Consider the following 18,686-nt stretch of genomic DNA (forward strand, 5'->3'; position numbering starts at 1 on the left):
CGCGCGATCAGCTCGTGCGCCAGCCGGTTCGCCCGCACCTCCAACTCGGCATACGACAGGACCTCGTCTTCGAAGACGACCGCGACCGCGTCCGGAGTTCGCGCGACCTGCGCCTCGAACACCCCCGCCAGCGTCCCCGCGGCGACCTCGCGCCCCGTCGCGTTCCACCCCTCCACCACCCAGCCACGCTCGACCGGCGACAGCACCTCCAGCTCACCGACCCGCACCCGCGGATCGGCCGCCACCGCCTTCAGCAGGCGCACCAGGCCCTCGGCCAGCCGGCGCGCGGTCTCCTCGTCGAACAGATCCCGCGCGAACTCCAACCGGCCCTCGACACCACCGGGACGACCCTCCCCGTCCCGCGACTCCACGAGTCGGAAGAACAGGTCGAAGCGTGCGCTTCCGGTGTCCAGCAGCTCGGATTCGACCTCCAGTCCCGGCAGGTCCAGTCGTGGACCGACATCGCTCCGCACGTCGAGCGCGGTCTGGAAGAGGGGGTGGCGGGCCAGCGACCTGGCCGGGTTGACCGCCTCCACCAGCCGCTCGAAGGACAGGTCCTGGTGGGCGTACGCCGCCAGGTCGGTCTCACGCACCCGGTCCAGCAGCTCACCGAACGTCGGATCCCCCGACGTGTCCGTGCGCAGCACCAGCGTGTTGACGAAGAACCCGACCAGATCGTCCAGCGCCGCATCCGTACGCCCCGCGATGAGCGAGCCGATCGGGATGTCCGAGCCCGCGCCGAAACGCGACAGCAGAGCCGCCAGGCCCGCCTGCACGACCATGAACAGACTGGCGCGGTGCTCCACCGCCAGCGCTCTGAGCTGCTCGTGCGTCTGGGGGGGAAGCTCGAACAGGACACGTCCTCCGGCATAGGTCGCCGTGGCGGGCCGTGGCCGGTCGGTCGGCAGCGCGATCTCCTCGGGCAGCCCGTCCAGCGTCTCGCGCCAGTGGCGCAGCTGCCGGGCCAGCTCACCGCCGTCGTCGGCGGCGTCACCCAGCAGGTCGCGCTGCCACAGCACGTAGTCGGCGTACTGCACCGGCAGCGGCTCCCAGACCGGGGCCCCGCCGGCGCACCGCGCCGCGTACGCGACGGACAGGTCCCGGGTGAACGGAGTCACGGACCAGCCGTCGCAGGCGATGTGATGGACCACGAGCTGCAGGACGTACTCGTCGTCGGCCTGCGCCAGCAGCCGGGCGCGTACGGGGATCTCGGCGCCGAGGTCGAAGCCCTGCTCCGCCCCTTGCGCCAGCGCTTCCGGGAGCCGGTCCCGCGTGACCGGCACCACGGGCATCTCGACCTGCGCGACCGCCGGTTCGAGGATCGACTGCCGTGGACGGCCCTCGGTTTCCGGGTAGACGGTGCGCAGGCTCTCATGGCGTGCCACCACGTCGTTCAGGGCCGCCCGGAGCGCCGGTGCGTCAAGCTTTCCCCGCAGCCTGATGGCGACCGCTTCGTTGTAGACCGCGTCCTGCCGGCCGAGCTGGTTGAGGAACCACAGCCGCTGCTGGGCGGGCGACAACGGGATCTCCGCCGGGCGCCCGGCGGCGACGAGCGGCTTCCTCGCCCCCCGTGCACTGTCCAACTGCTCGATCAGGCCCGCGACGGTCGGGTTCTCGAAGACCTTGCGCAGCGGGATCTCCACCTGGAAGACCCTGCGCATCCTGCTGACCAGTCGGGTGATGTGCAGGGAACGCCCGCCCAGGAGGAAGAAGTTGTCGTCGGCCCCGACCTCCTCGACCTCCAGGACCTCCGCGGCGATCCCGCGGACGATGTCCACCTGAGGAGTGTGCGGACGGCCGGCAGAGACCCCTTCGGCCGGGGACGGCTGTGGGGCGCCCTCCTGCCGGGCGTGGTCCTGGCCGCCGGCGCGGGCGGTCCGGGCCCGGTCATGCGCCTGCTGGGCCCGGTCGGACACGGCGAGTGTGTCGACGCGCTGGAGCGGGCCCGCCTCCGCCAGTTCCCGGAGGAACGTCACGAAGCCCTCCTGGTACGCCTCCAGGTCGTCTTCGCCGTAGAGGTCCGCATTGGCGTCGCAGTCGATCTGGAGGCCTGCCTCGGTCGTGCGGTCGTAGATCAGGAAGGACAGGTCGTCGACGGGTCCCGTGGCCAGGGTGCGGGGCCGGGAGGGGGTGTCGCCGAACGACAGTTTGTGGTCGAAGAGCATGAGGTTGACGTGCGGGCCGACCAGTCGGCGGTCGGCGGCCAGCAGGCCGAGGTCCTGGCGGATGTCCTCGTACGGGTAACGCTGGTGGCGTGTGGCGCCGAGCAGTTCGGCCGAGACCTGGCGCATCAGCTCGGCGACCGTGATGCCCGGGTGGAAGGTGATCCGCAGGGGCAGGACGTTGGACACCATGGAGGGCACGCGGCGAGCGGTGCGGCCGAGCCGGTTGGACACCGGCAGACCGAGGATCATCTCCTGCTCGCCGGTCAGCCGCTGGAGGTAGGCGGCGACCGACGCGAACAGCACCGGCGGCCAGGAGGTCTCCGCCGCACGGCCGAGGTCGCGCAGGTTGCCGGTGTCCTCCTGCGGCAGGCGCGCCGTCCGGTGGACGAGGCGGAACACCCCGTCGGGCTGCCGCCCGGACAGGCTGACCGGCTCGGGAGCGCCGGTCATCCGTCGCGACCAGTAGTTCCTGTCCTCGGCCCGGCGCTCGGAGCCGTTGTACGCGGCGTGCTCGTCGAGCAGGTCGGACAGCGGTGCGAAGGGGCCGTCGCCGACGGGCACTCCGGCTGCCAGCGCCGAGTAGATCTCCGGTACGCGCTGCGCGATGGCGACGACGGTGTAGCCGTCGGCCAGCAGGTGGTGGTAGCGGTAGAACCAGAAGTGCCGTTCCGCACCGACTTCGAGGAGGGCGAAGAGGAAGAGCGGATCACGCACCGGGTCCACCGGGCGTTCCAGCTCCGCGGCCATCCAGGCGCGGGCGGCGGCCTGCGGATCGGCCTCGGTGGTGAAGTCGAGCCGTCGGGGCGCGAAGTCGAAGTCCGCCACGGGCACCACCCGCTGCACCGGCTCGCCGTCCACCTGCTCGAAGCGGACGCGCAACGTCTCCGCCTCCTCGACCACGCGGTGCAGGGCCCGTTCGACCAGCTCCGTGTCGAGAGGGCCCTCGATGTCGAGGTACTCACCCAGGTGGAAGATCGTGTTCTGCGGGTTCAGCTGCTGCGAGTACCAGATGCCCGACTGGGCAGCGGTCAGCGGCAGCGGGGCGTCGCGTCGTACGGACATGGCTAGTTCCCTCCCTGGGCGCCGCGGACAAGCTGGATGAACTGCGTCGCGACGGAGTTGCGGTAGAAGTCCTGGGTGGAGACCCGGGGCAGCCCTCGGTCCCGCATCTCCCGCAGCAGCCGGATCACCAGCAGGGAATTGCCGCCGAGTTCGAAGAAGTTGTCGCCGGGCTCGACCTCGCACCCCAGTACCTGGCGCCACAGGGCGAGGATGTCGTCGGCCAGGGGGTCGAGGGCCGCGGGACCCGCGGGACCGGTGCCGTCGTGAACGGCGGCCGGCGCGGCGCTGTCCCCGGTCGTCCTCTGGCGGGTGGTGGGCTCCGGCAGGGCGGCGGTGTCCACCTTGCCGTTGATGGTCAGCGGGATGGAGTCCACGGCCGTGACCGACGCGGGCATCATGTAGTCCGGCAGCACGCCGCTCGCGTGGGTGAACAGCTCGGCCTCGGACACACCGGATCCGCCGAGCGACACGTACGCGTCGATGCGCGCCGTCGCGGTGTCGCCGGGGGTGTCGTACCGGAGCACCACCGCGGCTCCGGACACCGCCGGGTGACCGAGGAGTACGCTGCGGATCTCGTCGAGTTCGATGCGGTGACCGCGGATCTTGACCTGGTTGTCGAGCCTGCCCAGATGGTCGAGGCGGCCGTCGGGGCGCAGCCGTCCCCGGTCACCGCTGCGGTAGATCCGGCCACTGCCGTACGGGTCGTCGATGAAGCGTTCCGCGGTGAGTCCGGGCTGGTGGAGGTAGCCCTGTGCCACGCCCGCCCCGCCGACGTGGATCTCTCCGGACGCTCCGGCCGGGAGGATCCGGCCCCGCGGGTCGCGTACCGACAGGGTCCAGCCGGGCATCGCGCGCCCCACGGACCGGGTCCGGGCGACGACATCGGCCGGAGTCACGGTCTGCTCGGTGACGTGCACCGTCGTCTCGGTGATCCCGAACATGTTGGAGAGCCGGCAGTGGGTGTGGGAGTGGCGTGCGAACCACGGGGCGAGCATGGAGACGTCCAGCGGCTCCCCGCCGAACACGACGAGGCGCAGGGAGAGCGGGGAGCGCAGTCGCCCATCGGCCTCGATGAGCTGCGCGAAGGCGGACGGGGTCTGGTTGAGGACGGTCACTCCCCGCTCGACGAGCAGGTCGTAGAACAGTTCGGTGTCACGCGTCACCCAGTAGGGCACCACGACGAGTTCACCGCCGGTCAGCAGGCAGCCCCAGATCTCCCAGACGGAGAAGTCGAAGGCGCTGGAGTGGAAGAGGGTCCATACGTCGGAGCCGTTCAGCGCGAAGTCCTCGCGGGTGGCCGCCACCAGTGCGGCGACGTTGCGGTGCGGGACGACGACCCCCTTGGGGCGGCCGGTGGAGCCCGAGGTGAAGATGACGTAGGCGGCTGCCGCTCCGTCCTCGGCGCGCGGGTACGGCTCGTCGGCCGTGCGGTCGGCGAGCCCGGTCAGCTCTCCCGGGGAGACGACCCGCACTCCCTCGATGTGCGGGAACGCGTCGGCGGACCCGATGACGATCCGGGTCCCCGCGTCGCCCACGGTGCGACGCAGCCGTTCCTGCGGGTAGCGGATGTCCATGGGGACGTACACGCATCCCGCCTTGAGCACGCCGAGCAGCGTCACGACGAGTTCGGCCGTGCGGTCCAGGGCCACGCCGATGAGGTCGCCGGGCCCGGCGCCGAGCGTGCGCAGTCCCCGGGCGATCCGCTCCGCGCGTTCGTCGAGCTGCGCGTAGCTGAGCCGGGTCTCGCCGTCGTTCACGGCGGGAGCGTCGGGACTGCTGCGTACGACGTCCGCGAACAGACCGTGGATGGTCCGGTCCAGGGTGTCCGGGGTGGCGACGGAGGGCGTGGCGCCGCGGTCCACGGTCTCCAGCGCCTCGGCCCTGGTCATGAGGTCGATCTCCAGGAGGGCGGGGCCGCGGTCCGCAGCCGGCCGAAGACCCGCCAACTGGTCGGCCACATGGGCGACGTGGCGGGCGAACGCGCGGGCGACCTCGGGCGCCGTCTCGCCCTCGTCGTAGCTGAGGACGCCGGACACCGAGCGGTCCGTCTCGCGCCGCCAGTGCAGGACGACGGGGAGCACCGGGGCGAGGAAGGGCCGGTAGTGCGCGCCCGGCCGCTGCGCGCTGACGTACACGCCCACGGCCGGTACGGGCCCGTCGGCCCTGTCCGGACCGCCGTCGGGCGCGCGCCACTGTGCCACGTAGGCGGCGGCCTCCTGGTCCTCGTCCAGGGGTACGGAGCACACCGGAGTCTCGCCGTCGGCGCTTCGCGGGCCGAACACCGCGACGGCGGTGTCCTCTCCCGCCGAGTACCGGGCGAGCACCAGGCCGACGGCGGCGAGCAGCGTCTCGTCGGACGGCTCCGGCGCCTTGAGCTCCACCTCCACCGTGCCGGTGCGTCCCGCGCGGGACGGGTCGCCGAGACCCCATCCGGTGAGGGGACGCGCGCCGCCGGCGGGAGCCGGCCCGGCATCCGCCGCGATCCGGGGTTCGGGTCCGGTGCCCTCCAGGAGGAACGCGGCCAGATCCCGCAGTCCTTGCTCGCTCAGCGCCGTCCTCCGGGCGACCAGGACGAGGTCGGCGGGACCGTCGGCGTACCGCAGCAGGACGGTACGGACCGGGGGGCCCGTGGGGGCGAGCGGCCGCCCGGCCTCGGCTTCCAGACGCGCCCGGGCGGCCGGGGCGGAGGAGGCGGCCGGTACCGCGTGGTGCCAGAGGGGAAGGCCGCTCACGGCTTCCGGGACGGCGGAGCCGTCACTGATCCGAACGGTGAGGCTGTGGCAGGACCTTGCCTGGGTGACCGGCAGTCGGCCCGCGCCGACGGGAACGGCCACACGGTGGCGGACAGCTGTCGACATGTGCGGACTCCTGCGGGACGAAGGCGATCGAAACTACGGGTGGGGCGGGAGGGGGTGCGCGGGGAGGTGCCCTCAACGGGCGGTGAAGCCGCCGTCGACGGTGACGGTGGTGCCGGTCACCTGGCGTGAGTCGTCCCCCGCCAGCCACAGGGCGGCTCCTGCGATGTCGTCCGGCTCGATGAGCCGGTTCATCGGCTGTGCCTGGACGAAGATCTCCTCGTGCTCCTCGACGGCCACGTCGAGGGAGCGGGCGATCTCGGCGAGCATGCGGCCCTCCACCAGCGGCTCGTCCCGTACGGAGCCGGGACAGAGTGCGTTGACGCGCACGCGGTGCGGCGCGTAGTCCAGGGAAGCCGCCTTGGTGAGGCCGATCAGTCCGTGCTTGGCCGCGACATAACCGGCGAAGTGGCGGTAGCCGACGAGCCCGGCGGTCGAGGCGACGTTGATGACGCTGCCCTCGTTCCTGGCGACCATCGAGGGGACGACGGCCCTCATCATCCGCCAGGCACCGGTCAGGTCGGTGTCGATCATCAGGTCCCACTCGTCCTCGGTGATCTCGTGCACCGCCTTGCCCGAAGGGGCGGCGATGCCCGCGCCGTTGACCAGCACCTGCACCGAACCGAAGCGGTCGAGCGCCTGCCCGACCGCCGCCTCGCACGCTTCGGCGCTGCGGACGTCGGCTCTCACCGCGAGCACAGCGGCTCCGTGCCGGCGGCAGAGGTCGGCGGTGTGCTCGAGCTGTCCGCCGGAACCGAGCGGATAGGGCACTCCGTCGAGATCCTGCCCGATGTCCAGCAGGACGAGGTCGGCGCCCTCTTCGGCGAACCGGGTGGCGCAGGCACGCCCGAGGCCGCGGGCCGCGCCCGTGATGACGGCTGTCTTTCCCTTCAGCTGCACAGTACGGCCCTTCTCAGCCGAGGGTCCGGGTGATGGCCGCCAGCAGCGGTGCCGGATCGTCGGCCAGATACATGTGGTGGCCCGGGATCTCGCACACCTCGAAGTCCGCGGCGGTCGCCTCCCGCCACTGCTCGGCCTGCTCCCTCGAGACCAGTTCGTCCTCGCTGCCGCGCAGCGAGGTGATGGGAATCCCCAGGCGGTCCCGCGACGCGGGCCGGTAGTTCTCGTGCATCTCGACGTCGGCGCGCAGCAGCGGCAGCAGCAGTTCCCGCATGTCGGGGTCCTCCAGCGCCTCGTGCTTGTAGCCCGCGAACGCCTCGACCTGACCGAGGAAGGCATCGTCGTCGAGTCCGGTGGCCCGGTCGCTGCGGCCGGCCCACGGACCGGGCGATCCGCTCACGAAGAGGCGAGCGGGCCGGCCGGTTCCCGCCCGGTCGAGGTGGCGGGCGATCTCGTACGCGAGGACGGCGCCGAGGCTGTGTCCGAACAGCGCGACGCGACGGTACCCCCGCGTCTTCTCCGCGACCTCCGTGGCGAGCCGCTCACCGGCCTGCACGGCGTCGCGGAACGGCTCGTCGAGGAAGAGCTCCTCACGCCCCGGCAGTTGCAGCGGGACGACGTCCGGGCTGCCGTCCGGCAGGTCCTTCCACCCCCGGTAGAACCCCGCGCCACCGCCCGCGAAGGGAAGGCAGATCAATGCGCAGTCCGCACGGACTCGGGCATCGCCGTCAAAGGGATTGGTCGCCGTCATCGATGTCTTCCTTTTCCGACGAAAGAGCAGATCCGGCAGGTCGACTTGCACCTGGCCCGTGCCATCCTGCGGGCACCCGATTTCCTCGGCAATCGCCCCTGCAAGAAGCTGCCATCGGTGGCCGCACTCCCCGTCGCGCCTCCTGGCAGCTTGTTGCAGAGGTCCTTGAGCGGATTCCGGGACGCCCGCCACGATGAGCGCACGACACCCTCAGGCGCTGGTGCGGATTTCGACCCGCCATGGGAATGACTTCGGTATGTCCCGCATCGAAGCCGACCATAAGAATTCCTGACAGGGAGCATCATGACCGCGCATGACATCGAATACATAGAACTCTACGCGAGCGACTGGAAGTGCACCGTCGACTACTTCGTCTCGTCGTTCGGGTTCACGGAGGCGGGCCGCTCGACGGCGGGCGGCAAGGATTCGGTGCTGCTGCGCCAGGGCGGGGTACAGCTCGTGGTCACGTCGGGCCCCGCGACCGAGGACTTCCTCGCGCAGCACGGTGACGGCATCGCGGACATCGCGTTCGCCTGTGAGGACGTCGCCGGCGCCCGTGACGGCGCGCTCGCGGCCGGCGCCGAGTCGCTGAGGGCCGGCGGTACGGGCGCTCCGGTCGTCTCCGGTTTCGGTGCGGTCCGCCACACGCTCGTCCAGCGTCCCGTCGGCAGCACCCCGGCGCTCCCGGGCGACCGGGAGTGGACCGCGACGGCGCGGAGCGCGGTCGTCACCCCGTCGACGCCGGTACTCCGCAAGCTCGATCATGTCGCGGTGTGTCTGGAAGCCGGCACGCTGCACGATGTCGTCCGCTTCTACATCGACGGCTTCGGCTTCAGCCAGTACTACAGCGAGTACGTCGCCGTCGGCGAGCAGGCGATGGACTCGATCGTCGTGCGCAGCCCGTCCGACAACATCACGTTCACCATCATCGAGCCGGACACCACCAAGAAGTCGGGACAGATCGACGAGTTCCTGGTCCGGAACGGCGGCGGTGGTGTGCAGCATCTCGCTTTCCTGGTGGACGAGATCATCCCCTCGGTCCTCGAATTCCAGCACCGCGGCATCGAGTTCCTGCAGACGCCCGGCACCTATTACGACGTGCTCGCGGAGCGCATCCCGGGCCTCGAGGCGGAGATCTCGGACCTGCGCAAGGCGAATGTCCTGGCCGACCGGGACGAATGGGGTTACCTGCTGCAGCTGTTCAGCCGTTCCCCGTTCGAACGGCGCACGCTGTTCTTCGAGCTCATCCAGCGCCAGGGTGCGCAGGGCTTCGGCAGTTCCAACATCCGGGCGCTGTACGAGGCCGTGGAGCGTGCGCGGGAGATCACCTCGTGACCATGTCCGGGGTGGGGATCGCGGCGAAGCCGGCGCTGACCCTGGACGACTACGCCGAGCTCGCACGCACCGCGATGGACCCGGCCGTCTGGGACTTCATCGAGGGCGGCGCGGGCGGGGAGCGGACGCTCGCCGCCAATGTCCGGGCCTTCGACCGGGTGCGGTTGCGTCCGCGGGTGCTGTCCGGGGTGGCCGGTGCCGACACCTCCACCACGCTGCTCGGCCGCCGTTGGGCGGCGCCGCTGGGCATCGCGCCCATGGCCTATCACACCCTCGTCCACCCCGAGGGCGAGCTCGCCACGGTACGCGCCGCCGGTGCGTCGGGCCTGCCGACCGTGGTGAGCACCTTCGCCGGGCAGCCTTTCGAGAAGCTGGCCGACGCCGCGTCGTCGCCGCTGTGGCTGCAGGTCTACTGCTTCCGCGACCGGGAGACGACCCGGCGCCTCATCGAGCGCGCGCAGCAGGCCGGTTTCGAGGCCCTGGTCCTCACGGTCGACACGCCGCGGCTCGGCCGGCGTCTGCGTGACCTGCGCAACGACTTCCGGCTGCCGGCAGGCATCGTGCCCGCCAACCTCCCGTCCACCGGGGCCGACTACTCCTCCCCCGCCGATCACGGCCGTGCCGAGATCGATCCCGCCCTGGACTGGTCCGTGGTGTCCTGGCTCAGGTCGGTCAGCACGCTGCCGGTCCTCCTCAAGGGGATCATGACGGCGGACGACGCGGTGCGGGCCGTCGAGGCGGGCGTGGACGGCGTCATCGTCTCCAACCACGGGGGCCGGCAGCTGGACGGCGGTCAGGGAACGCTGGACGTCATCAGCGAGATCACGTCCGCCGTGGCGGGCCGCTGCCCGGTGCTCATGGACGGCGGGATACGGCGCGGTACGGATGTCCTGGCCGCCCTCGCGCTGGGCGCCGACGCGGTGCTGGTGGGCCGGCCGGTGCTGCACGGCCTGGCGGCCGAGGGCAGCCAGGGCGTCGCCCGGGTGCTCGGCACTCTCGTCGACGAACTGGCGGAAGCGCTGGTACTCACCGGCACGCCCTCGGTCGCCGACGCCGCACCCCCGCTCCTGGAGGGGCACGCCGCCGTGTCCGCACGGCCGTCCGCGGCGAAGCCGGATCCGGAGCCCGAGCGGTCCCCGGCGGCCGGGCTGCGGAAGGAGGACCTGCACAGCAGCGTCTCCGCCCCCGTGCTGGACACGATGAACTTCCTCAACGAGATCACCGGGCGCTTCCCCGACGCGGTCTCCTTCGCGCCGGGCCGCCCGTACGAGGGATTCTTCGAGACGGAAGACGTCTTCACGCACATCCGCCGGTATCTGGACCACCTGCGGGAGAGCGGCGTCAGTGAGGACGGCGTCCGTACCGCCGTCTATCAGTACGGCCCGACCACCGGCCTGATCCGGGACCTGATCGCCGACTCGCTCCGCAAGGACGAGGGCATCGACGTCCCGCCCGCTTCGATCGTGGTCACGGTCGGGGCCCAGGAGGCCATGCTGCTCACCCTGCGCGCGCTGTTCGCGGACCCGCGGGACGTCCTGCTGGTCGCGAGCCCCTGTTACGTGGGGATCACCGGGGCCGCCGAACTGCTGGACATCCCGCTGACGGAGGTGGTGGAGCGGGAGGACGGGCTGTCGGTCGCCGATGTGGAGGCGGCGGTGCGGGCCGCACGGGACGAAGGGCGGCGGCCGCGCGCGTTCTACGTCGTGCCGGACCACTCGAACCCGTCGGGCAACTCCCTGCCGCTGCGGACGCGTACCGAGCTGCTCGAACTGGCCGAACGGTACGGTCTGATCCTTCTGGAGGACACTCCGTACCGGTTGGTCAGCGCGGGCGAGCGGCTGCCGACGCTGAAGTCGCTGGACCGCGGGCGGCGTGTCGTGCATCTCGGCTCCTACTCCAAGACGGCCTTCCCGGGTGCCCGGATCGGCTTCGTGATCGCGGACCAGCGGGTTCGTGACGCCTCGGGCGCGACCAGCCTGCTCGCGGACGAGCTCGCGAAGATCAAGAGCATGGTGACGGTGAACACCCCGCCGCTGAGCCAGGCGGCGATCGCCGGCATGCTGCTCGCGTCCGACGGCCGTCTCTCGCAGCTCAACACCGGTCCCGCCGCACATTACGGCGACGCGCTGCGCGTCACACTCGAACAGCTCGCGCGCCGTTTCCCCGGGACCCGCCGGCACGAGTCCGGGGTGAGCTGGAACGAGCCCGACGGCGGGTTCTTCCTCACCGTCCGCGTGCCGTTCGTCGCGGACGACAGTGCGCTGTCGCGCTCCGCCCGGGAGCACGCCGTCATCTGGACACCGATGTCGTACTTCTATCCCCACGGCGGCGGTGACCACGCCATCCGGCTCTCCTTCAGCTCCCTGTCGCACGGCGAGATCGAGGAGGGCATCGCGCGGCTGGCGCGGTTCATCGAGTCGGAGACGGAGCGCGGGCGATGAAGACCGCCAAGGTGATCGGAACCGGACTGATCGGGACGTCCATCGCGCTGGCCCTGACGAGGCGCGGCGTGAAGGTGTACCTGGACGACGAGGACACCACCGCCGCCAGAACCGCCGAGGCGATGGGCGCGGGGACCCTGGAGGTACCGCAGGGTCCGGTGGACCTCGCCGTGCTCTCCGTGCCGCCCACCGAGGTCGCCTCGCTCCTGGTGCGCGTCCAGCGTGCCGGGCTCGCCCGTGCGTACACCGACATCGCGAGCGTCAAGTCGCGGCCGCGCGACGAGATCCGTTCCGCCGGAGGGGATCCGGTCAGCTATGTCGGAGGCCATCCGCTGGCGAGCGAGGGACGGTCCAGTCCGCTGGCCGCCAGGCCCGATCTGTTCGAGGGCCGTTGGTGGGTGCTCACCCCGTCGGATCCCTACGACCAGACCGTGCTCAACCAGGTCCTGGAACTCGTCGCGCTCTGTGACGGAGTGCCGGTCATCATGGACCCGGTGCGGCACGACCGCGCGGTCGCCCTCACCACGCACGCCCCGCATCTGGTGTCCACGCTCATGGCGGCGCGGCTGGTGGGCGCGCCGGACGACAGCGTCCGTATCTCCGGCCACGGGCTGCGGCATGTGACCCGTGTCGCCGCCGGGGATCCCGAGTTCTGGCGGGACGTCCTGGGCGCCAACGCCGATGCCGTGGCGGATGTCCTGGACGCGTACGCCGCCGATCTCAACGAGGCGGTGGGTGCGCTGCGTGGGCTGGGCAGCGCCGACCAGGAGGTTCGCGCCCGGGCCGCGGCCGACCTGGACGAACTGCTCAAGCGCGGCAACCGGGGGCACGCGCGGGTGGGGCACAGGCCCGGCGAGCCGCCGAGGGGCCTGGTGCCGGTGCCGGTGGTGGTCCCCGACCAGCCCGGTGCCCTGACCCGGCTGTTCGGCAGCATCAGCAGGGCCGGCATCGACATCGAGGACGTACGCATCGACCACACACCGGAACAGCCGCGCGGACTGATCGAGATCCTCGTCGACCGGCAGGCGGCACCCGGCCTCTCACGGCTGCTGAGCCTGGACGGATGGAGCATGCCCGACGCGGGGGTCCTGACCGCCCCTCTGCGCTGAGTCGGCCGGTACGCATGACAGCTCGTCGCCCCCTCCCTTGAACCGGCTCCGCGCCGCGGCCAGGGTGTGGACGCGCACCTGGAACCGATCGTCGTCCCCACCACTCACCGATCCGCCCGCTTCCCGGGTGGTGTCGCACCGAAATCCCCTCCCGCCGAGGCGATCAGACCGAAGGACGGACATGTCTCCAGCGCTTCCCGGCAATACGCCGGAACGGCACCGCGTGGTGCTCTCCGGATGCGGCGTGGTGCCCCATGCCGGTATCAGTACTCCCGGATCCACGACGGCCCGCACGACGGACGTGCGGAGCAACGGCCACGCCGGCCGCTCCGCCGTCGACGGGGACCGGCCGGCGGCCGGTCGCCACGGGGGTCCCCGCGTGCTGTGGCCGGCGGCGTCATGAGCGAGCCGTCGATGCCGCCGGCAGCGCCGGTCCAGGAGGCCGCGGGCCGGGCGGGCGCCCGGGTCGCGGCGCCCGGTATCGGTCCGGTCTCGGCCGCCCCGGTCGTCGTCTCCCCGCGCGGCGACGACGGAAGCGCCGCGGTGCGGGTCGTGGTCTCGCCGGACGAGCCGGTGTTCGCCGGTCACTACCCGGACTTCCCGATCTTTCCCGGTGTGTGCGTGGTGGAGTGCGCGCACCGCGGCGCGCTGGCCACGGCACCGGAGCCGGTCGAACTGTCGGCGGTGCACTCCGCCCGGTTCACCGGCCCCGCGTTCCCGGGCGATGTCCTCGACTTCCACCTCAAGTGGCGCCGCAGGGACGGCGGCTGGCAGGTGTCCGCCACCGCCGTCACCGCGCGGGGCGACGCCGCGTCGATGCGCCTGCGGTACCGCAGCGCGGGCACGGAACCCGAAGCACCGGCCCCGCTCGCGGACGCCGTACCCGTGCCCGACCGGGCGGAGGCCGGACTGCCCGAGGTGACGAGCCTGCTGCCGCACCGGTACCCGATGCTTCTGGTCGACCGCATCACGGCACTGCGGCCCGGTGAGCGGATCACCGCGGTCAAGGCGATCACGCACAACGAGCCCTGGTACGCGGGGCTCGCCCCCGGCCAGGATCTCGCCTATCCGGAGTCCCTGCTGGTCGAGTCCTGGGGCCAGTCGGCGGGGCTGCTCGCGTCGGCGGCGGCCCCGCAGGCCCGCGGTCAGGTGATGCTCTTCGGTTCGGTGTCGAACGCGGTCTTCCACCGCCCGGTGCTCCCCGGCGACCTGATCGAGCACCGCGTCACGCTCACCCGGTCGCTCGGCGATTCGGTGATCTTCGAAGGCGAAAGCCGGACCTGCGCGGGTCCGGTGATGTCCGTAGGACAGATGGTGATGGCCTTCCGGCCCGGTGACCATCTGCGCCCCTCTTGAGTGCCGCGTCGACGGCCGATGCCCGGATGCGGGGAGAGAACACGATGGAACAGCGGAAGATTTCCAAGTACTGGATGCTCACCGACGACTTCACCCAGAACCCGTATCCGGTGCTGGAGCGGGTCCGCGAGGAACAGCCGGTCTGTGAGCTGTCGCTCCCCGACGGCGGCCGCGCCTGGGTGGTGACCCGGCACGAGGACGCCAAGGCGGCCCTGTCGGATCCGCGGCTCAGCCGGGACATCAACGTGCACTTCGACCTGGTCTCCCGGCTGACCGGCACCACCCTGACGCCGCCCCCGGAGCACGCCAACCACCTGGCGAATCTCGAACCGCCGCGGCACACCCCGCTGCGCAAGGCGATCAGTTCGGCGTTCACCCCCCGGCGGGCGGACGCGCTGCGGCCGCAGATCGAGACCGTCGCGGACGAGCTGCTCGACCAGATGGCCGGAGCCGGGGGCGCCGATCTCATCGCCGCGTACGCCGATCCGCTGCCGGTGATCGTCATCGCCACGCTGATGGGTGTGCCGGCCGCGGCCTGGCCCGACTTCCTGCGCTGGTCGACGCAGCTGCGCGCGGTGCAGGCGACCGATCCCGCGGCGGACGGCACCGTCAAGGAACTCTCCTCCTACATGTCGGCGCTCATCGCCGAGAAGGAGCGCGAGCCCGGCGACGACCTGATCTCGGCTCTCATCCACGCCGCCCCGGACCGCAGGCTGACCGGTACGGAGATCCTCTCCACCAGCTTCGCGCTGATGACCGGGGGCAACGACACGACGGCCAGCCTCCTGGGCGGGGTGCTCCACGCCCTCCTCACCCACCCCGAGGAACGGGCCGAGCTGCTGGCCGTGCCCGGCCGCTGGGTGGCGGAGATGGACGAGCTGATCCGCTATGTCAGCCCCATCACCAACACACTGCAGCGCGTCACCCTGGAACCGGTGGAGATCGGCGGTGTGACCATTCCGGCCGACGAGGTCGTGATCATTTCCGTGATCTCGACCAACCGTGACCGGTGCCCCTTCCCGGAGCGGCCGGACGAGCTGGACCTCAAGCGGCCCAAGCCCGCCCACCTCAGCTTCGGCCACGGCATCCACTACTGCTCGGGGGCACACCTGGCGAAGCTGATGACGGAGGTGGCGGTGCGTCGCTTCTTCGAGCGGTTCCCCGACGCCCGGTTGGCCGTGGCTCCGTCCGCTCTCCGCCACACGCAGAGCATGGTCGTACGCCCGTGGGAGTCGCTGCCCGTGGTGTGGTGAAAGGCGCCGCGGACGCGCCCTCACCGAGGGGTTCCCGCCCCCGGCCGGTGTTCCCGGCCGGGGGCGGGACCGTTCCCGGCCCGTGCGGTGCGGCTCAGCGCTGGGCCCGGAAGATGACGTACAGCATCCGCAGGCACAGCACACCGCTGAAGACGAGCAGGTGGTAGCCGATGACCTCGAAGAGACGGATCGACTCGGTGACCATGGGGCCGCCCGTGGCGTGCATCAGGATCACCGCCATCAGCCCGGCGGTGCCCGCGAGGACGGTGAGCAGGATCTCGTGGACCAGCACACGGAGGTAACGGCGGTCGCGGCTGTCCGCGAGCACCCGGACGTTGACCGACAGCCGGCCCTCCTCCAGGGCGCTGGTGACCCGGTCGAGCCTGCGCGGCAGGCGCCGCAGCGCGGACAGGGCGGAGTACAGCTCGCTCTCCAGCGGAGCGCCGACGGAGGCGAAGCCGCCCGCCCGTGCGCCGCCCCGGTCGTCGGACGCCCAGGCCCGGGACTCCGCCACGATGTCGAAGCCCGGCGACAGCCGGGTCAGTGTCCCCTCCAGCGTCGCCAGCGCGCGGAACACCGCGGCGACCTCGGGCGGAATGCCGAGACCGTGCGCGGAGACCAGCCGGAAGAGATCGACGAACACCTTGACGTCCGGGGCGGAACCGGTGCTGAAGTGGCGTGCCATGAACCGGCCCAGGGCACGCTCCAGCCCCTGCTCGTCGATCTCCTCCGGCCGGGTGATCAGGTCCAGCAACGCGTCCCGCAGGGCCGCCGAGTCCGCGTGGTGCACCGCCATGAGGAAGCGCCGCAGCGCGGACCGTACCTGACCGTCGAGGCGGCCGACGGAGCCGAAGTCGATCAGTCCTATCCGTCCGTCGTCCAGCAGCAGGATGTTGCCGGGGTGCGGGTCGGCGTGGAACGTGCCGTCGACCAGGACCTGCGTCAGCAGGCTGCCGAGCAAGGAGCGTGCCAGGTCAGCGCGTTCCTCCTCGGACCCGGCGAGCTCGGTGCCGCCCGCGCCGATGGGCAGGCCGGGCAACTGTTCCAGGACCAGGACGAGTTCGCCGCTCAGGTCGTCGACCGCGCCCGGGATGATCACGGAGGGGCCGGCGTCGCGCTGTGCCCAGGCGGCCCGGACGGTGGCCAGGTTGCGTGCCTCCACGCGGAAGTCGAGCTCTTCCCGTACGGACCCGGCGAATCCTTCGGCCAGTTCGACGACTCCGAGGTCACGGGCCCAACGGGCGCGCCGGTCGAGCATGCGCGCCATGCGGCAGATGATGTCCAGGTCCCGCTCGATGCCCGCGCGCACTCCGGGGCGCTGCACCTTGACCACGACGTTCTCACCGGAGTGCAGCCGGGCCAGGTGGACCTGCGCGATGGACGCCGCGGCGAGGGGCTCGTGCTCGAAGTGGGCGAAGACGTCCTCCGGAGGCCTGCCGAACTCCTCGTGCAACTGTGCCGCGATGCGCTCGGGGCACTCCGGACGCACCTGGTACTGCAGCCGGCTCAGTTCCGCGATGAACTCCGGCGACAGCAGGTCGTGCCGGGTCGACAGCACCTGTCCGAGCTTGACGAAGGTCGGCCCGCCCTCTTCCAGCGCCCGTCGCAGTGGTTTGGCGAGACGGGCGCTGCCCGGCGCCTTCCCCTTTCCCGATCGATCGCCCCGGCCGCGCAGGTACGGGCTCAGGCCGTGCCGCACCGCGATACCGCTGATCTGTGAGTAGCGGCGGATCCTGGCGATGCGGGAGCGGATCGTGCGGAGCCGGCCGGCACCGGACGCGCTGGGCACGACCATCTCGGACACGACCAGGAACACCATGGCCAGCATCAGCGCGATGCCCATCTGCACGCCCATCAGCAGCCCTTGGCGCTCCGGGGTACGGATGAGGGTGCTGGCCAGAGAGATCCCCCCGGTCGCCACGCCCCCCGTCAGAACGGTCCTGGTGATGCCCACCTGGATTCCGAGCAGCCTGCGCGCTATCACCGGGAAGACCACGAGGAAGAACGCGAAACTGGCCGCCACGAGGACAGCGATTCCCACGATCATGTACATCCCTCAATGAAGTAGGGAGCTGTCAGGAAACGGAAAGAGAGCCCGGAGCCGGGAACGGCTCCGGGCTTCGCGAGGCGGCAGGACGGTTATCCCATGGCCTCGATGAGGCTCTTGGGGCGCATGTCGGTCCAGTTGGCCTCCACGTAGTCGAGGCACGCCTTGCGGGTGTCCTGACCGAACACGGTGGTCCAGCCGGCCGGGACCTCGGCGAAGGCCGGCCAGAGGGAGTGCTGCAGCTCGTCATTGACCAGGACGTAGTACTGCGCGCTGTCGTCCTCGAACGGGTTGCTCATGATGCGGTACCTTCCCTGCGGGTCGTAGCAGTGGTTACGTCGGTGGAGGGGCGGCGGCCCGGGCGGCCCGGACCGCCGCGGCAGAGCCGGCTACGCCCGTCCCGGTCGGTTTCCCGGTCTCGGTGACCGGTGCCCGTACCGGATCATTCAGCCCCCTCGTCACCCTGATCATTTCCGGCCGCAATGGCGAACTCGGTCGGAGTATTTCTACGAGACGGGAGTCGTCACCGACAAGGTCGGTTGCATAAAGCTGCCAGCCGCCCCGCCCACGGCACGGTGCTCCGCGGGGCCGCACGCGGCCTCGAGGTCCGTGCCCGGACCGGGACGTGGACGGAGGCGGACGGGCCCGGAACCGGTCGTCCGGTTCCGGGCCGTCGCGTACGGGGCGCGACTCAGCAGGGAACGAGCCCCACATAGCGGTCGGCGACATAGATGGGGGCGCTGGTCGAGACCGTCTGTCCCGGCGCGACCGTGTGGCACCGGTCGGGAATCACCGTCACCCCGCCCTTGGTGTACTCGACCTTCACCTGCTGGGTGGAGCTGCAGTTGTTGGTGATGCTCACGAAGATCGAGACCAGGTACGTCGCCTCGCCCTCCACGCAGGCCGGCACGGACTGGGGCGCCGCCTGCGCGCTGCCCTGCATGGCACCGAGCAGCACGAGCCCGGACAGTCCGGCACCGATCGCCGAAGCCAGCTTCCTCATGCCTTCTCCCTCCTGATAGGCGGGACATCCGCACAGCCGGACATCCCGAAAACCTCATTCAATGAACGCGGCGACCGGCATTCAACCCTGCATCAAGGGTTTTGAAATCAGGCCCGAACCGGTCGGCCCGCAATACCGCCGCCTTGCATGAAGATGCCATCCGGGAATAAGAACTGTTCCGGCGACAGGTCAGGCACAGGAACTTGGCGGACCACTTGACGGACTTGTACACCCGTGCCAGTGTCGCCAACTGGTTAATTTCTTCATCTGCTTTCTCTTTTCCGGATCCCGATCGCCGTTCACCCTGCCGCAGTTCGTGTGCGACCGGCGCCGGATCCAAAAGCCGCGTCATGTTGTCAACAAGTCGAAATCACTGCTGCAACCAGCGGGCCTCGACGATGGACCGTTG

General features: G+C 71.1%; 13 protein-coding genes. 5 read left to right on the forward strand and 8 right to left on the reverse strand.

Features of this window, described 5'->3' with window-relative positions:
- The 4 genes from KUM38_RS33185 to KUM38_RS33200 form a co-directional block, all read right to left on the reverse strand.
- On the reverse strand, positions 1–3,227 hold a 3,227-nt coding region (locus KUM38_RS33185; RefSeq protein WP_254398144.1), incomplete at its 3' end, for a condensation domain-containing protein.
- 2 nt (positions 3,228–3,229) lie between these two features.
- Positions 3,230–6,085, reverse strand: a complete 2,856-nt coding sequence (locus KUM38_RS33190) for an amino acid adenylation domain-containing protein (protein ID WP_217135046.1) — start codon at positions 6,083–6,085, stop codon at positions 3,230–3,232.
- Between the two features lie 72 nt (positions 6,086–6,157).
- Positions 6,158–6,982 carry a mycofactocin-coupled SDR family oxidoreductase gene (locus tag KUM38_RS33195; protein ID WP_217135047.1) on the reverse strand — a complete coding sequence of 275 codons (825 nt, stop codon included), beginning with the start codon at positions 6,980–6,982 and terminating at the stop codon, positions 6,158–6,160.
- A 13-nt stretch (positions 6,983–6,995) separates the two neighbouring features.
- Positions 6,996–7,733, reverse strand: coding sequence for a thioesterase II family protein (locus tag KUM38_RS33200; RefSeq protein ID WP_217135048.1), 738 nt, complete (start codon positions 7,731–7,733; stop codon positions 6,996–6,998).
- A 303-nt stretch (positions 7,734–8,036) separates the two neighbouring features.
- On the opposite strand from KUM38_RS33200, the gene hppD reads away from it, so the two are divergent.
- The 5 genes from hppD (at position 8,037) to KUM38_RS33225 (ending at position 15,227) form a co-directional block, all read left to right on the forward strand.
- Positions 8,037–9,068, forward strand: coding sequence for a 4-hydroxyphenylpyruvate dioxygenase (gene hppD, locus KUM38_RS33205; protein ID WP_217135049.1), 1,032 nt, complete (start codon positions 8,037–8,039; stop codon positions 9,066–9,068).
- Between the two features lie 2 nt (positions 9,069–9,070).
- Complete coding sequence (locus KUM38_RS33210; RefSeq protein ID WP_217135615.1) at positions 9,071–11,509, forward strand: aminotransferase class I/II-fold pyridoxal phosphate-dependent enzyme; 2,439 nt, start codon at positions 9,071–9,073, stop codon at positions 11,507–11,509.
- Positions 11,506–12,618 carry a prephenate dehydrogenase gene (locus KUM38_RS33215; RefSeq protein ID WP_217135050.1) on the forward strand — a complete coding sequence of 371 codons (1,113 nt, stop codon included), beginning with the start codon at positions 11,506–11,508 and terminating at the stop codon, positions 12,616–12,618. Before KUM38_RS33210 ends, KUM38_RS33215 begins: the two co-directional genes overlap by 4 nt.
- Positions 12,619–13,017: 399 nt before the next feature.
- Complete coding sequence (locus tag KUM38_RS43400; protein WP_308409120.1) at positions 13,018–13,974, forward strand: hypothetical protein; 957 nt, start codon at positions 13,018–13,020, stop codon at positions 13,972–13,974.
- A gap of 44 nt (positions 13,975–14,018) precedes the next feature.
- Positions 14,019–15,227, forward strand: a complete 1,209-nt coding sequence (locus KUM38_RS33225) for a cytochrome P450 (protein WP_254398145.1) — start codon at positions 14,019–14,021, stop codon at positions 15,225–15,227.
- Between the two features lie 94 nt (positions 15,228–15,321).
- Here the strand turns inward: KUM38_RS33225 and KUM38_RS33230 are convergent, their stop codons facing one another.
- From KUM38_RS33230 to KUM38_RS33245, 4 genes are all read right to left on the reverse strand, one after another.
- Entirely contained in the window at positions 15,322–17,274 is a 1,953-nt protein-coding gene (locus tag KUM38_RS33230; protein ID WP_217135052.1) for an AarF/ABC1/UbiB kinase family protein, read from the reverse strand.
- Positions 17,275–17,366: 92 nt separating this feature from the next.
- On the reverse strand, positions 17,367–17,573 hold the full coding sequence (locus tag KUM38_RS33235; RefSeq protein WP_254398146.1) for an MbtH family protein: 207 nt from the start codon (positions 17,571–17,573) through the stop codon (positions 17,367–17,369).
- Positions 17,574–17,965: 392 nt separating this feature from the next.
- Positions 17,966–18,277: a hypothetical protein gene (locus tag KUM38_RS33240; RefSeq protein WP_217135054.1), complete on the reverse strand. Its 312-nt coding sequence runs from the start codon at positions 18,275–18,277 to the stop codon at positions 17,966–17,968.
- A 58-nt stretch (positions 18,278–18,335) separates the two neighbouring features.
- The gene (locus tag KUM38_RS33245) at positions 18,336–18,629 is read right to left on the reverse strand and encodes a hypothetical protein (protein ID WP_217135056.1); all 294 of its coding nucleotides are present in this window, start codon (positions 18,627–18,629) and stop codon (positions 18,336–18,338) included.
- Between the last annotated feature and the right edge of the window lie 57 nt (positions 18,630–18,686).

The sequence above is a fragment of the Streptomyces sp. AC558_RSS880 genome (assembly GCF_019049255.1).
GTDB lineage: Bacteria > Actinomycetota > Actinomycetes > Streptomycetales > Streptomycetaceae > Streptomyces.

Coding starts and splice junctions, on each gene's coding strand:
- KUM38_RS33210 (WP_217135615.1), top strand. CDS start 9,071: ATGTCCGGGGTGGGGATCGCGGCGAAGCCGGCGCTGACCCTGGACGAC.
- KUM38_RS33215 (WP_217135050.1), top strand. CDS start 11,506: ATGAAGACCGCCAAGGTGATCGGAACCGGACTGATCGGGACGTCCATC.
- KUM38_RS33230 (WP_217135052.1), bottom strand. CDS start 17,274: ATGATCGTGGGAATCGCTGTCCTCGTGGCGGCCAGTTTCGCGTTCTTC.
- KUM38_RS43400 (WP_308409120.1), top strand. CDS start 13,018: ATGAGCGAGCCGTCGATGCCGCCGGCAGCGCCGGTCCAGGAGGCCGCG.
- KUM38_RS33190 (WP_217135046.1), bottom strand. CDS start 6,085: ATGTCGACAGCTGTCCGCCACCGTGTGGCCGTTCCCGTCGGCGCGGGC.
- KUM38_RS33225 (WP_254398145.1), top strand. CDS start 14,019: ATGGAACAGCGGAAGATTTCCAAGTACTGGATGCTCACCGACGACTTC.
- KUM38_RS33200 (WP_217135048.1), bottom strand. CDS start 7,733: ATGACGGCGACCAATCCCTTTGACGGCGATGCCCGAGTCCGTGCGGAC.
- KUM38_RS33235 (WP_254398146.1), bottom strand. CDS start 17,573: ATGAGCAACCCGTTCGAGGACGACAGCGCGCAGTACTACGTCCTGGTC.
- KUM38_RS33240 (WP_217135054.1), bottom strand. CDS start 18,277: ATGAGGAAGCTGGCTTCGGCGATCGGTGCCGGACTGTCCGGGCTCGTG.
- hppD (WP_217135049.1), top strand. CDS start 8,037: ATGACCGCGCATGACATCGAATACATAGAACTCTACGCGAGCGACTGG.
- KUM38_RS33245 (WP_217135056.1), bottom strand. CDS start 18,629: ATGACGCGGCTTTTGGATCCGGCGCCGGTCGCACACGAACTGCGGCAG.